The 14,467-nt window shown below is 72.4% G+C and carries 8 protein-coding genes; 3 read left to right on the top strand and 5 right to left on the bottom strand.

Annotated elements, in window-relative coordinates; translation table 11 throughout:
- Nucleotides 1–17: 17 nt before the first annotated feature.
- The 5 genes from ACWFR4_RS23680 to ACWFR4_RS23660 form a co-directional block, all read right to left on the bottom strand.
- Nucleotides 18–2,231: a bifunctional glycosyltransferase/CDP-glycerol:glycerophosphate glycerophosphotransferase gene (locus tag ACWFR4_RS23680; protein ID WP_453654355.1), complete on the bottom strand. Its 2,214-nt coding sequence runs from the start codon at nucleotides 2,229–2,231 to the stop codon at nucleotides 18–20.
- A 148-nt stretch (nucleotides 2,232–2,379) separates the two neighbouring features.
- On the bottom strand, nucleotides 2,380–3,261 hold the full coding sequence (locus ACWFR4_RS23675; protein ID WP_116512686.1) for a carbohydrate ABC transporter permease: 882 nt from the start codon (nucleotides 3,259–3,261) through the stop codon (nucleotides 2,380–2,382).
- Nucleotides 3,258–4,616, bottom strand: coding sequence for a carbohydrate ABC transporter permease (locus tag ACWFR4_RS23670; RefSeq protein WP_453654353.1), 1,359 nt, complete (start codon nucleotides 4,614–4,616; stop codon nucleotides 3,258–3,260). Before ACWFR4_RS23670 ends, ACWFR4_RS23675 begins: the two co-directional genes overlap by 4 nt.
- A 9-nt stretch (nucleotides 4,617–4,625) precedes the next feature.
- Nucleotides 4,626–6,029: an ABC transporter substrate-binding protein gene (locus ACWFR4_RS23665; protein ID WP_453654352.1), complete on the bottom strand. Its 1,404-nt coding sequence runs from the start codon at nucleotides 6,027–6,029 to the stop codon at nucleotides 4,626–4,628.
- Between the two features lie 210 nt (nucleotides 6,030–6,239).
- Nucleotides 6,240–9,590 (bottom strand): FHA domain-containing protein, encoded by a 3,351-nt coding sequence (locus ACWFR4_RS23660; RefSeq protein WP_453654350.1) that lies wholly within the window; start codon nucleotides 9,588–9,590, stop codon nucleotides 6,240–6,242.
- A 404-nt stretch (nucleotides 9,591–9,994) separates the two neighbouring features.
- Between ACWFR4_RS23660 and ACWFR4_RS23655 the strand changes: the two genes are divergently transcribed.
- From ACWFR4_RS23655 to prfB, 3 genes are all read left to right on the top strand, one after another.
- Nucleotides 9,995–11,650 carry a protein kinase domain-containing protein gene (locus ACWFR4_RS23655; RefSeq protein ID WP_453654348.1) on the top strand — a complete coding sequence of 552 codons (1,656 nt, stop codon included), beginning with the start codon at nucleotides 9,995–9,997 and terminating at the stop codon, nucleotides 11,648–11,650.
- 137 nt (nucleotides 11,651–11,787) lie between these two features.
- Complete coding sequence (locus ACWFR4_RS23650) at nucleotides 11,788–13,023, top strand: serine/threonine-protein kinase (protein WP_116512691.1); 1,236 nt, start codon at nucleotides 11,788–11,790, stop codon at nucleotides 13,021–13,023.
- Nucleotides 13,024–13,101: 78 nt separating this feature from the next.
- Nucleotides 13,102–14,208: a peptide chain release factor 2 gene (gene prfB / locus ACWFR4_RS23645; RefSeq protein WP_453460014.1), complete on the top strand. Its 1,107-nt coding sequence runs from the start codon at nucleotides 13,102–13,104 to the stop codon at nucleotides 14,206–14,208.
- Nucleotides 14,209–14,467 lie beyond the last annotated feature (259 nt).

The following is a 14,467-nucleotide window of genomic DNA, read 5'->3' as shown; positions in this document are numbered from 1 at the left end:
GCCCGCGCCTTCGCGGCTCAGGAGCGCGGGCCGACCGGCTCACCCGCGGGCGCACGGCGCGGCCCGGTGAGCGGCACCTCGCGCAGGGACCGCGGCTCCTCGCCGAGCACGACGTGCCGCACGACCCGCTCGGCCGCCCGCCCGTCGTCGTACGGGCAGAACCGCCGGCGGAACGCGGCCCGCAGCTGCGCCGAGCGCGAGCCGCTCCAGTGCCCGGTCGCGAAGATGTCGATCAGCTCGTCCTCGCTGCGGGCGACGGCGCCGGGCGGGGACGCGCGCAGGTCGAAGTACGTGCCCCGCGACGCCTCGTACGCCTCCCAGTCGTCGGCGTGGATCACGATGGGCCGGTCGAGGTTGGCGTAGTCGAACATCAGGGACGAGTAGTCGGTGACGAGGGCGTCCGCCGCCAGGCACAGCGACTCGACGCTCGCGTGGCCGGAGACGTCGATGAGGCGTCCGGCGCTCTGCGCGAGAGGCGCCGGGTCAAGCGGGTGGGCGCGGGTCAGGACGACGAAGTCCGTGCCGAGCCGGCGCAGCACCCGCTGCAGGTCGAGGGCGCAGGACTGGGTGCGGCGGTAGTCGCGGTGGGTCGGCGCGTACAGGATCGCCGTCGCGCCCTCCGGGATGCCGAGGCTCTCGCGGACGCGGGCCACGTCCCGCGAACTCGCCCGGTGGAGGGCGTCGTTGCGCGGATACCCGTACTCCAGCGTCGTGTACGCGGACGGATAGACGCGCTCCCACACGAGGGTGGAGTGCCGGTTGGCGGACAGGACGTAGTCCCAGGTGTCGGCGGAGCGCAGGAGCCGGCCGAAGTCCTGGCCGCGGGCCGCCGCCGGATGGTCCTGGAGGTCGAGGCCCATCTTCTTCAGGGGTGTGCCGTGCCGGGTCTGGATCACGACCTGGCCGGGGCGCTTGACCAGCCTGTGGTCGAAGTCGACGTTGTTGACCAGGTACTTGGAACGGGCCAGCGCCGTCCAGTAGGCGGCGGTCCCGGGACTCAGGGCGCGGGTGCCGGACGGCAGGGTGTGGTGGTGCTCGGGCTCGGCGATCCACGCGGTGGCGACGTGCGGCGCGTACGTGCGGAACGCGGCTTCCAGGGCGCCCGGGTTGCAGCCGTGGCCGCGCCCCCAGTAGCTGGAGAACACGGCACGGTCCGCACGCACCGGGAGCAGCAGCTGGACGCGGTAGTGCGCCTGGAGGGCGGCCGCCCGGGTCGCGCGCCGCAGCCGGCCCGCGGGCCCCCGGACCCGCCGCACGCAGCGCATCACCGCGGCCAGCGACCGGTACGTGCGGTGCGAACCGAGCCGCACCAGGCCGTGCCGGAGCCGGTCGCGGGCGGCGACGGGCGCGCCGGGAACGCGGTAGCGCCGGTAGTGCGCGCGGGCCCTGCGCAGGAAGTCGGGGCGGGAGCCGCGCGGCAGCCGGTCCGGATGCGTGAACACCGTGGCGAAGTGCTCGACCATCCGCCGGAACAGCAACGGGCGCCACGCGTCCGTGAGTTCTGGGTGTGCGTCGAGGAACGCGAAGACCCGGTCGTACTGGTCGAAGACGTCGAAGTGCTCGCGGGACGTGGTGCCCAGGATGTTGCCCCGGCGGCGCTGGCGGTAGTGGACGCAGACCCGGTCGAGGGTGGCGATCGTCCGCGCCGACATCAGGACCGGATAGGTCCAGGGAGTGTCCTCGTAGTAGCCGGGCGGGAAGACGAAGCCCTGCTCCTCGACGAAGGCGCGCCGGTACGCCTTGTTCCAGGCCACCATGAGGAGTTGGAGGATCTCGGGCCGGTCGACGAGGGCGAACGGTGCCGGTCCGTCCTGCGTGAGGCGGTCCGCGTACTGGTTGCGCACGGCCTCGCCCGTCCAGTACGTGCGGGCGTAGTCGTAGACCAGGACGTCGGGACCGCCGGTCGCCTCGATACGGTCCGTGATCGCCTGGAGCGCGCCCGGCGTGAGGGTGTCGTCGCTGTCGAGGAAGAGGACGTAGTCGCCGGTGGCGTGTTCGAGACCGGCGTTGCGGGCCCGGCCCAGCCCCACGTTCTCCCGCAGGCGCACCGTCCGCACCCGCTTGTCCCGCGCCGCGAACTCGTCGGCGATCGCCCCGCTCGCGTCCGGCGAGCAGTCGTCGACCGCGATCACCTCGAGATCGGAACACGACTGTTCCAGGACGGATTCGAGGCACGCGTGCAGGTAGGCCTGCACCTTGTACACGGGGACGATGACACTGAACCGGGGCAAGGCGCATCCATGGGTCGGCACGGGCAGACTGCCCGGCAACGGCCGATGGAGTGATCCGGTTACGCCAGTTGTGGCATACGGGGGACCTCGGTTACCGAAGAGGGGCGAACCGTGACCGGTCCGCCCCTCAATTCGCCTGCGGATGCGGCTATTTCACCGCTCCTGCCATCACGCCGGACACGAACTGCCGCTGGAAGGCGAAGAACACGGCCAGCGGGATCACCATGGAGATGAAGGCGCCGGGTGCCAGGATCTCGATGTTCCCGCTGAACTGCCGTACCTGCTGCTGGAGTGCGACCGTCAGCGGCTGCGAGCCGGAGTCGGAGAAGATCAGCGCGACCAGCATGTCGTTCCACACCCACAGGAACTGGAAGATGCCGAGCGACGCGATGGCCGGTCCGCCGAGCGGCAGGACCACCGTCGCGAAGAGCCGCGCCTCTCCCGCGCCGTCGAGCCGCGCCGCCTCCAGGAGTTCACGGGGGATCTCCGCGAAGAAGTTGCGCAACAGGAAGATCGCGAACGGCAGTCCGAAGCCGACGTGGAACAGGATGACGCCGATGATGCTGCCGAAGATGCCGATCTTCCCGAAGAGTTCGGAGAGCGGGATCAGCGCCACCTGCACCGGCACCACCAGCAGCCCGACGACCGCCATGAACCAGCCGTCGCGGCCCTTGAAGTCCATGCAGGCGAAGGCGTATCCGGCCATCGACCCGATGATCACGACGAGGAGCGTCGCCGGGACCGTGATCCAGATCGTGTTGAACAGGGCGTGGGTGATCTCGTCCTTCTCCAGGAGCGACTGATAGCTCTTGGTCGTCAGCTGGGCCGGGGCGGTGAAGACCTTCCACCAGCCCGACGCGGCGATGTCCGTCGGATCGCGGAACGAGGAGACCAGCAGCCCGAAGGTCGGCACCAGCCAGAACAGGCCGACCACGAGCAGGAAGGCGCGCAGCGCACCGCCCGCCGCGCCGCTCGCGATCCGGGCGGCGAGCGAACGCTTGGCGCGCACGGACGTGTCGAGTGCGGTCACCGCTGACGCTCCTTCCGCAGCCGGCGGATGTTGACCCACATCACCGGGAGGACGAGCAGCAGGAGCAGCACGCCGATGGCGCTGCCCGCGCCGAAGTTCCCCTGGCCACCGAACGCGGACAGGAACAGCTGGAGGGCCAGGACGTTGGCGTCGTCCTGGGACGGCTGCGGGGCGATGATGTAGATCAGGTCGAAGATCTTCATCACGTTGATCATCAGCGTGACCAGGACGACGGTGAGGACCGGCGCGAGCAGCGGCACGGTGACCTTGCGGAACACCTGCCACTCGTTCGCCCCGTCGACGCGCGCCGCCTCCAGGAGGTTACGGTCGATGCCCGCGAGCCCGGCCGCGATCAGGACCATCGCGAAGCCCGCCCACATCCAGGCGTACGCGCCGATGATCGACGGTGTCACCAGGGCCGGGCCGAGCCACTCGATGCCGTTGTAGGCGGTCGTGAAGTTCGAGCCCGGCAGGCGGAGTTGGGCGCCGTCCGCCGTCTTGGGCAGAGTGAAGGTGCCGTCGGCGCCGCTGGTGGTGGACGCGACGACCTTGCCGCCTCGTACCGCCTCCACCTTGACGCCCTTCAGGGCCTTCTCGCCCGCGTCGACGGCGCCCTTCTCACCGCCTCCGCCGAGCTTGAAGTCCAGCCAGACCGTGCCCGTGACCTTGTCGCCCCCGGCCGTTGCGGGCTTGGCGTTCTGCGGGCTGCCCGGCACCTTGTCGGGCGCGATGCCGACCAGCGGCAGGAACGCCGGGGTGCCGGCCTGCGCGGTCTGCTTCGTGGTGAACGACCCGCCGCCGGACGCCTTGAGGTCACTGCCGATGGCGGGGCGCGCCTTCGGGTAGACGGAGGCGTCCGTGAACGCGTCGTGCACGGACGTGACGATCGCGTTGGCCGCGCCCTGGTTCGGGTCCTGCTCGTAGACCAGGCGGAAGATGATGCCCGCCGCCAGCATCGAGATCGCCATCGGCATGAAGACGATCAGCTTGAACGCCGTGCCCCAGCGCACCCGTTCGGTCAGCACGGCGAAGATCAGGCCGAGCGCCGTGCACAGGGCCGGCGCCACGGCCACCCAGATCGCCGTGTTCCTGACCGCGATCAGCGTCTGGTCGTCGCGGAAGATGTCGACGTAGTTGTCGACGCCGACGAAGTGGGAGCCGCCGGAGTCGTAGAGGCTGCGCCAGACCGAGTACCCGATCGGGTAGACCACGAGCGCGCCGAGCAGGACGAGCGCGGGCAGCAGAAACAGCGCCGCCACCCACGGCCGGGTCCCGATCACGCTCTTGCGCGGTGTTGCGGACGGCGCCGGCGGCAGTGCGCCGGCGCCTCCCGCCTTCGCCACGGAGGACGGCATACCGCGCCGTCAGCCGTTCTTGTACGCCTTGGCGGCGTCGGCCTCGAGTTGGCGCTGGGTCCCGGCGACGTCCTTCGGGTTCTTCAGGAAGTCCTGGAGGCCCTTCCACTCACCGACGCCCTGCGTGCCGCCGAACGCCGCGGGCGCCTGGTCGGACATGTCGAAGCGGAAGTCGTCGCCCGCCGCGAGCAGCGCCTTCGCGATGTCCCGGGTCACCGCGTCCTTGTACTTGGAGGTGTCCATCTCCTTGTTGGGGGAGATGTAGCCGCCCTGCGCCGCCCAGATCTCGGCCGCGTCGGTCGAGGAGAGGAAGGTGACGAGGGCCTGGGCACCCTTGCCGCCCTTGAGCGCCACGGCCACGTCGCCGCCGCTGACCACGGGGGCCTTGTCGCCGACCGCGGGGAACGGGAAGACCTTGGCGTCCGTGCCGACCTTGGCCTTGGTGTCCGCGTTGATGTTGGCGGTCACGAAGTCGCCCTCGTAGACCATGGCCGCGGGGGTGTCACCGGAGAACGTCTGCGTGACGGACTTCGGGAACTCCGTGCCGAGCGCGCCCTTGCGGCCGCCCGCGATCAGGTCGTCCTTGCCCCACAGCTGGGCGAGCGTGGTCAGCGCCTCCTTCACGGAGGGGTCCGTCCACTTGATCTTGTGGGCGGCGAGCTGGTCGTACTTCTCCGGGCCCGCCTGGGAGAGGTAGATGTTCTCGAACCAGTCGGTGAGCGTCCAGCCGTCCGCGCCGCCGATGGAGACCGCGGGGGAGCCCGCGTCGGACAGGGTCTGCGCGGTGGACAGGAAGTCGGCCCACGTCTTCGGGGTCTTGGAGATCCCGGCCGCCTCGAACGCGGCCGTGTTGTACCAGACCAGCGACTTGTTGGCGGCCTTCACATAGACGCCGTACTGCTTGCCCTTGTACGCCCCGAGGTTCTTCCAGCCGGCCGAGAAGTTCTTGTCGACCTGGGCCTGCGCCTCGCTGCCCAGCGGCTTGATCCAGCCCTTGTCGGCGAACTGGTGCAGCACGCCGACCTGCGGCAGGAACGCCACGTCCGGCGGCTTGCCGCCCTCGATCTTCGTACTGAGGAACGTGGCGGTGTTGTTGCCCGTCGGCACGAAGTTGACCTTGGCGCCGGTGCGCTTCTCGAACTCCTTGAGGACCTTGGTGAAGTTTTCCTGCTCCGGCCCGGTCCAGACGGCCGCGACCTCCAGGGTCTGCCCGTCGAGCTTGGGAAGCTTGACGGAGGCGCTGCTGCTCTCGCCGCCGCTCGGGTCCTTGCCGCTCTTCTCCTTGCCGTCCCCGCCGCCACAGGCGGTCAGCGTCAGCGCGAGGGCGCCCGCGGTCAGAACTGCCGCCGCGGCTTTCGCTGCCCCGGGCGTCCTGGACGCCCTTGATGTCGTGCGTGTACGAATGCTGCGCATCGCTGCCCCGTTCTCGTCGCGAACGCTGAACGTACGTCCCGAACGCTGAACGTACGTATGTGCGCTGTCCCGTGGCGTCTGGTTCTACGCCCGGCCGGGGACACCCGGCAAGGGCACCTGCGGTGTCAGCTCCAAGATCGTGACGGGGTCGTGATGTCGGCCTTGAACATGCGAGTTGGGAATTCTCGGGCCGTCCTGCCGGACGTGCCGTCACAGGAGGGACGGCACCTCCCGTGCCGCGACGGAACGAGCGGCCCGCTCCAGCGCGCTGGCCAGCAGGGCGAGATCGGTCGGGCCGTTCCCCAGCTCCCTTACGGGACGCCGGGTCGGCGGGTCGCCCATCCGCGTCCAGTCGAGCGGCACCACCGTGGGCCGCTGCGTGGCCGTACGGGGGATGCGCCCCGTGACCCGGCCCGCCTGGAACGCCAGCTCGCGTCCGTCGGCGCCGGAGAGCCGGCCGCGGCCGGGCGCCGGATCGTCGGGACCGGCCGGCGGGGCGTCGAGCGCGACCCGCAGCGCCACACCCCACGCCGGCTCGGAACCGGACGCGCGGGCCGCGACCAGATGCACCCCGAGCCGCTCGCCGTCCCGGACGACGGCCTCCAGGGCCCGTACGACGGATCCCGCGGCGGGCCGACCCGGCGAGCCGAGCGGCGGCGAGAGCAGCGCGTCCAGGTCGTCCACCAAAACAACCAGCCGGGGCAGGGGCGGCGCCGGATCGGCCTCCTTGCGGGCGGCGGCGGGCCGCAGGCGCATGGTCGAGCTGGGCGGCGCCTCCAGGTCCCCGGCGCCCTGGTCGGACGTGCGCGGCGGCGCGGGGCGCTGGGAGACCATCCGGCCCGACACCTCGCGCTGGGTGTGCCACTCGGCGAAGTGCTGCCGCCCGAGCAGCTCGGCACGGCGCTTCAGCTCGGCGGCGAGCGACTGGGCGAACTCCCGCATACGCACCGGGTCGTTGGCCGCCAGATGGGTCGTGACGTGCGGCAGGTCCGTGCAGACGCGCAGTCCGTCGCCCCGGTCGGCGCCGCCCGTGCCGTCCCGGCCGTCGACGAGGACGAGCCCGAGCCGGTCCGGCCGCTCGGCCGCCGCGAGCGAGGCGCCGATCGAGCGCAGCAGCTCCGTACGGCCGCTGCCCGCAGGGCCCTCGATCAGGAGATGGGGGCCCTCCGCGGCCAGGTCCACGACGACCGGGCCGCGCGGCCCGGCGCCGAGCACGGCCCAGGCGCGCCCGCCGAGCGCCTCCGTGTCGTCCCCGGCGGCGGCCCAGCGGGCCATCAGGGATGCGGGCGTGGCCCGCGCGAGCCCCAACTCGTCCAGGAGGCGGGAGATTTGGGGTAGAGGGGCCGAGACCCTGGGGTGCGGCTCGCTCGGGCCGCTGTCGGTGCGCAAGGGGGCGAGGGCCCGCGCGAAGCGCTCGGCCCAGGCCGCCGACACCGCGTCGATCGCGGCGACCGTCCCGTGCCCGACGACCTGGCCGTGGGACGTCCGCAACAGCCGCAGAGCCGTCGCCACGTCCCCGCTGAGCAGCGCGACGGCGCCGCACGACTTGAACGCGGGCGACACGGCGCACGCCATCTCATAGGTCTGGGTGACCGGCGACGCGGGCGAGGACGAGGGGGCCTCGGCGAGACAGATGACGTGGATCCCGGCCCGGCCCCCTTCCGTCGCGAGCCGCACGGTGGCTTCGCGCAGCCCGGCCGACCCCGGGTCCCCGTCGACGACGAGAACGGTCAGCGGGCCGGTCCAGCGGTGCCCGGCGCCGGGTCCCTGTGACGTCCCGGGCGGCCAGGTCTCCTCCGCGGCAGGGTGCCCGGCGGCGTACTCCGACGCGCGCCCGTCCCGGTCCGTGGTGGGCCTGAAATCCCCACGGCCGTCCGCTGTGGCGTCGGACCGGCCTCCCGCACCCTCGTGCCCGTACGGCCCGGGCGCGGTCATACGGCCACCGCGCTCCCCGGCGTCGGCGGCTTCACCCGAACGGGACCTCGGCACCATGGGCCCGAAGCCGGCCTGCTGCTGCCCCACGCGGGCGGCCGCCGTCCCGGCGTCCGGGCGGCGCGACTCATCCGCGATGTGGTCGTCGAGGCGGCGCACGAGCTCGCCCGTGCGGGCCACCGCCTGCTCGCGGTCGTACGCCAGGAGGAGCCGGCAGTCCTGGCCGTGCGCGGGACGCAGATGGGGGAGCCAGCCGAGCCAGGACCACTCGGCCGCGCGGTCCTGGACGCCGCGCGACCGGTCCGTGCTGACCAGGACGATCTCCAGCACGTCCGGCGAGTGCAGCGCGGCGAGCTGCGCGACGACGGAACGGGCCACGCCCGACAGCCGCGCCCGCGGCCCGGCGAGACCGAGCGCGCCCGCCTCCCGCAGCCCCACCGTCACCGGCACGCCGGGCAGCAGCCCCGTGCGGTCCGGGGACGTCCGGTCGTCCGTGCCCAGCCGCACCGCGAGCGCCTCGGGGTGCTCGGGGCCGCGCTCCCAGAGCCGGGGCCCCGGACCGAGCGCGGTGAGCAGCAGCGCGGCGGCGTCGGGCCACGCCTCGGAGGATCCCCTGGAGGAGGGGGAGGCGGGCGCGAAGGTCTCGGGGATGTGCGGCGGCTCGCCGTCGTAGGCGCCGCTGTCGTACGGGGACGCGTCCTCGCCCGTGCGCCCGCCGGCCAGGCGCCGTGCCCAGGCGCCGAGCCCGCCGCGTCTGCGCTGCTCGCGCGGCATGGGTGTCCCGCGCGCGGGGGTGATGGTCGGCGTGCTCTCGACGGCGGGCGGCCCGCCCTGCTCGGGCACCACGGGGCCGGAACCGGCGGCGAGCGCGGCGGGCCCGTACGCGTGCCGGGTCTCGCCCGCGAGAGCGGGATCGGCGGAGGGGTCTTCGAGGGCGCCCGTGTCCGGGGCCGTCACGCGTACGTGGCCCTCGCCGTCGGGCGCCGTCCGCAGTACGGATCCCGGGGAACCTGAGAAACCGGTGAAAGCCGAGGAACCCGCGGCACCCTCGGGGGCCAGCCGCAGAGTGGACTCGCCGAGGCGCAGGAGGGCGCCGGGGGCGAGCCGGGCGGGACGGTCCCCGACGGGGCTGCCGTCGACCGTCGTCCCGTTCGTCGAGCCCAGATCCGTGACCGTCACCCGGCCGTCGGTGCCGAGTGTCACAGCGCAGTGCATCCGGGACACATCGGGGTCGTCGAGGGCGACATCGGCGTCCGCGGAGCGGCCCACGCGGATCTCGCCGCCGTGCAGCAGATGCACACCGCCCGCGTCGGGCCCCGCCACCACATGGAGCTGCGCCGCGGCGCCGTCGATCTCGGGACCCGGCTCGGCGGGAACGCCCAGGGACAGCACGGCCCCGTCGGTCAGCGGCGGCTCGCCCAGCGTGCACCGCTGCCCGTCGAGCCGCTCGGGTCCCGCGTAGAGAATCGCCGTGCCCTCACCGCCCGCGACGGCCGCCACCAGGGCGGAGGCCACCGCGGCGAGCGCGGTGCCCGCCGGGGCGGTGACCAGCACGTCGCACGACGCCGCGCGGCCTTGCGGGTCGGGGCGCGTCCCCAGGGGGTCTACGACGGTCAGCCGGATCTGCATCGCGTCAGCGGTCCCTTCTGCGCGGGCGCCCGGGAAGGGGCTGCACCGCGGTCACCCCACCGCAGATCCCCCACCGCACAACGGGCACGTAGGCCAGTACGAGAGGCATCCTCGCACTTGCCACCGACAACACGCCCGTCGGCCACCCGTAAGTGATCTTGATTGGTCGGCTCTGCCCGCAAAAGTGCCTGCATGATGCCGCTTGGGACCGCCCACGCCCTTGCCGGCGGCAACCAACAGCCCACCCCGAGCGTCTTTCCGTCGAACGCGGCTCCGGCGGGCGGGGGAGTCGCGGAAGATCAACAGACAGTGGGTTGTTCGACGGCACTACAGTGGGTCGGAACACCCAAGAACGAGCAAGACCAAGCAGTACGCCAGTACGCAGCAAGCAGGGAGCGCATGACGTGCGGCCGGTAGGCAGTAAATACCTGCTCGAGGAGCCGATCGGACGCGGCGCCACGGGCACCGTCTGGCGGGCCCGCCAGCGGGAGACCGCGGGGGCCGAGGCGGCCGTCGCCGGGCAGCCCGGCGAGACCGTGGCGATCAAGGTCCTCAAGGAGGAGCTCGCCAACGACGCGGATGTCGTGATGCGCTTCCTGCGCGAGCGCTCCGTGCTGCTCCGCCTGACGCACCCGAACATCGTGCGCACCCGCGACCTGGTCGTCGAGGGCGAGCTTCTCGCGCTCGTCATGGACCTGGTCGAAGGCCCCGACCTGCACCGCTACCTCCGCGAGAACGGCCCCTTCTCTCCGGTGGCCGCGTCCCTGCTGACCGCCCAGGTCGCGGACGCGCTCGCGGCGAGCCACGCGGACGGCGTCGTGCACCGCGACCTGAAGCCGGCGAACGTCCTGCTGAAGCAGGGCGGCGGTGAGATGCACCCGATGCTCACCGACTTCGGCATCGCCCGCCTCGCCGACTCCCCGGGCCTGACCCGCACCCACGAATTCGTCGGCACGCCCGCGTACGTCGCGCCGGAGTCCGCCGAGGGCCGCCCGCAGACCAGCGCGGTGGACATCTACGGCGCCGGAATCCTGCTGTACGAGCTGGTCACGGGCCGGCCGCCGTTCTCCGGGGGCTCCGCGCTCGAGGTCCTGCACCAGCACCTGAGCGCCGAACCGCGCCGCCCGTCCACGGTGCCCGACCCGCTGTGGACGGTCATAGAGCGCTGCCTGCGCAAGAACCCCGAGGAGCGCCCCAGCGCCGAGAACCTCGCCCGCGGCCTGCGCGCCGTCGCCGAGGGGATCGGCGTGCACGCGAACTCCGCGCAGATCGCGGCCGCCGAGGGCGTCGGCGCCCTCCTCATGCCGGACCCGGCGCCCGCCCAGGTGCCCGGCATGCCCGGCGCGGCAGACCCGACGCAGGTCCTGCCCAGTAACGCGGGCTCGTACGACCCGAACGCGGCGACGAGCGTCATGCAGTCCACCGGCATGGGTGACGCCGACCCCACCTCGGTCCTGCCGAACCGGGGCGCGGCCGACCCGACGGCCGTCATGCCGCCGGTCCCGCCGCACCAGCCGGGCGCGAACCCGGACGACCCGCACCCCTGGCAGAACCAGATGCGGGCGGCCCGCGACCGCAACGAGCAGACGCAGGTCCAGTACCTGGACCCGAACGACGACCCGCTGCGCCGTCGGCCGCAGCGCCAGCAGGGGCACCCGCAGCAGCAGCCCCAGCAGCAGCCCCAGCAGCAGTACGCGCCCCAGCAGCCCCGTCGGCAGCAGCCGCAGCAGCAGCCGCCCCAGCGGTACGCGCCGCAGCCCCAGCAGCAGCAGTACGCGCCGCCGCAGCAGCCCCGCCAGCCGCAGCCGCAGGCGCCGCAGCGTGAGCCGCGGCAGCGCAGCGCGAACCGGATGAAGATTCCGGGGCTCGGCTGCCTCAAGGGCTGCCTCTTCATGATCGTCATGTTGTTCGTGGTGAGCTGGCTCGTCTGGGAGTTCACCCCGCTCCAGGACTGGATCGGCACGGGCAAGGGTTACTGGGCCCAGCTGTCGGACTGGTACGACACGGTCACCGGCTGGATCGGCGACCTGGGAAGCGGCAGCGGGGGCTCCGGCAACTGAAGTGAGCCACGCGCGCCCGGCGTTGGGCGTGATGTTGGAGATTTGTCGACTTCCAGAGGGTGATTTCCCCCGGGGATGTGATGGTTGGCGTCCGAGCCGCGTAGCTTGGGCGCCAACACGCGTCTGTAGGAGCAGTCTTGGCACGGAAGATCGGCAGCCGGTACACCGCGAACCAGATCCTGGGACGCGGCAGCGCCGGCACGGTGTGGCTGGGCGAGGGACCCGAGGGGCCCGTCGCCATCAAGCTGTTGCGTGAGGACCTGGCCTCCGACCAGGAGCTCGTGGGCCGCTTCGTCCAGGAGCGCACCGCCCTGCTCAGCCTCGACCACCCGCGCGTGGTCGGCGTCCGTGACCTGGTGGTCGACGGGAACGACCTGGCCCTGGTCATGGACCTCGTACGGGGCACCGACCTGCGCACCCGGCTCGACCGTGAACGGCGCCTGGCCCCCGAGGCCGCGGTAGCCATCGTCGCGGACATCGCGGACGGGCTCGCCGCCGCGCACGCCGCCGGGATCGTGCACCGCGATGTGAAGCCGGAGAACGTCCTCCTGGACATGCAGGGCCCCCTCGGCCCCGGAGGCTCCCACCCGGCGCTCCTGACCGACTTCGGCGTCGCCAAGCTCATCGACTCCCCGCGCCGCACCCGCGCCACGAAGATCATCGGCACCCCGGACTACCTCGCCCCCGAACTCATCGAGGGTCTCCCGCCGCGCGCCGCCGTCGACATCTACGCCCTGGCGACGGTCCTGTACGAGCTGCTCGCCGGGTTCACGCCCTTCGGCGGCGGCCACCCCGGTGCGATCCTGCGCCGGCACGTCACGGAGACGGTCGTCCCGCTCCCGGGTATCCCCGACGAGCTGTGGCAGCTCCTCGTCCAGTGCCTGGCGAAGGCGCCCGCGTCCCGTCTGCGCGCCTCCGAGCTGGCGGCCCGTCTGCGCGAGCAGCTGCCCCAGCTCGCCGGGATGGCGCCCCTGGACGTGGACGAGCCGGACACCGAGCCCGACCCGGAGCCGGAGGCCGCCCCGGCCGCGCCCGAGGCGCCCGCCGCCCGCCGTGGCGCCGTCCCGCTGGTCCCCGGCGCAACCCCGGCCGACTCGAACAGGGACACGCACACGTCGATGCGCGTCCCGGCCCCCGACGAGCTGGCGGGCGGCGCCCGCGGTACCGCCCGCGCCCCTCGCGCGGCCGGAGCGCCCCGCCCCGGCTCGGCCCGCCACCGCGCCTCCGCCCGGCGCCGGAGGATCACGCTCGGCGTGGCCGGAGCCGTCCTGGTGGTGGCGGCCGGCATCGGCACGTGGGCGGCCGTGGGCGGCGACGACGCGGACGCGACGCCGGGCAAGAACCCCGGGCAGTCGGCTCCTGCCTCTCCCTGAGGCGGTCCGGCAGGCCCCCGGACCCGGCCCCGCGGCCACCAGGACCGGAGCACTTGCCCCAGCCGTTACGCTGGTGTCGTGGCAGTCGTCGACGTTTCCGAAGAGCTCAAGTCCCTCTCCTCGACCATGGAGTCGATCGAGGCCGTCCTGGACCTCGACAAGCTGAGGGCAGATATCGCCGTGCTCGAGGAGCAGGCAGCCGCACCGTCCCTGTGGGACGACCCCGACGCGGCACAGAAGATCACCAGCAAGCTGAGCCACCTCCAGGCCGAGGTGCGCAAGGCGGAGACCCTGCGCGGCAGGATCGACGACCTGAGCGTGCTCTTCGAGATGGCCGAGGAGGAGGACGACCCGGACACCCGTGCCGAGGCCGAGTCCGAGCTGACCTCCGTCAAGAAGGCGCTGGACGAGATGGAGGTCCGCACCCTCCTGTCCGGTGAGTACGACTCCCGCGAGGCGCTGGTCAACATCCGCGCCGAGGCGGGCGGCGTCGACGCCGCGGACTTCGCCGAGCAGCTCCAGCGCATGTACCTGCGCTGGGCCGAGCGCCACGGCTACAAGACCGAGGTCTACGAGACGTCGTACGCGGAAGAGGCCGGCATCAAGTCGACCACCTTCGCCGTGCAGATCCCGTACGCGTACGGGACGCTCTCGGTCGAGCAGGGCACGCACCGCCTGGTCCGTATCTCGCCCTTCGACAACCAGGGCCGCCGTCAGACGTCCTTCGCGGGCGTCGAGGTGCTCCCGGTCGTCGAGCAGACCGACCACGTCGAGATCGACGAGTCGGAGCTGCGCGTGGACGTCTACCGCTCCTCGGGCCCCGGCGGCCAGGGCGTGAACACGACGGACTCCGCGGTCCGGCTGACCCACCTGCCCACCGGCATCGTGGTCTCCTGCCAGAACGAGCGCTCGCAGATCCAGAACAAGGCGACCGCGATGAACGTCCTCCAGGCCAAGCTCCTCGAGCGGCAGCGTCAGGAGGAGCGGGCCAGGATGGACGCCCTCAAGGGCGACGGCGGCAGCTCCTGGGGAAACCAGATGCGTTCGTATGTCCTGCACCCGTACCAGATGGTCAAGGACCTCCGGACGGAATTCGAGGTCGGTAATCCGCAGTCGGTACTCGACGGCGAGATCGACGGATTCCTCGAAGCGGGAATTCGCTGGCGCAAGCAGCAGGAGAAGTAACCTCAGGTCTTTTCCAGCTTTGTCGACAAGGCAACTGCCGCCCACCGGGCGGCAGTTGCCTTTTACGTCACAGTCACATGTCCGTACGTCGGCCAACTCCCCTGATTTCGGGCATCACGTACGCAACGACCTTGACGCTGACATGAAAACTGGGAAGGCTGACGCGCGGCATGCGTATCAGTGGGACGCGTGTGGACCGGGGGAGAGGCAGGCAGTCGCCGACCACCCCCGGGCGGCCCCCGTCCCGCGCGCTGCTCCA

This window comes from Streptomyces sp. NPDC055140 (genome assembly GCF_053607285.1).
Note: the sequence above shows the minus strand (reverse complement) of the source record. Positions and strands in the feature narration are given on the sequence as shown.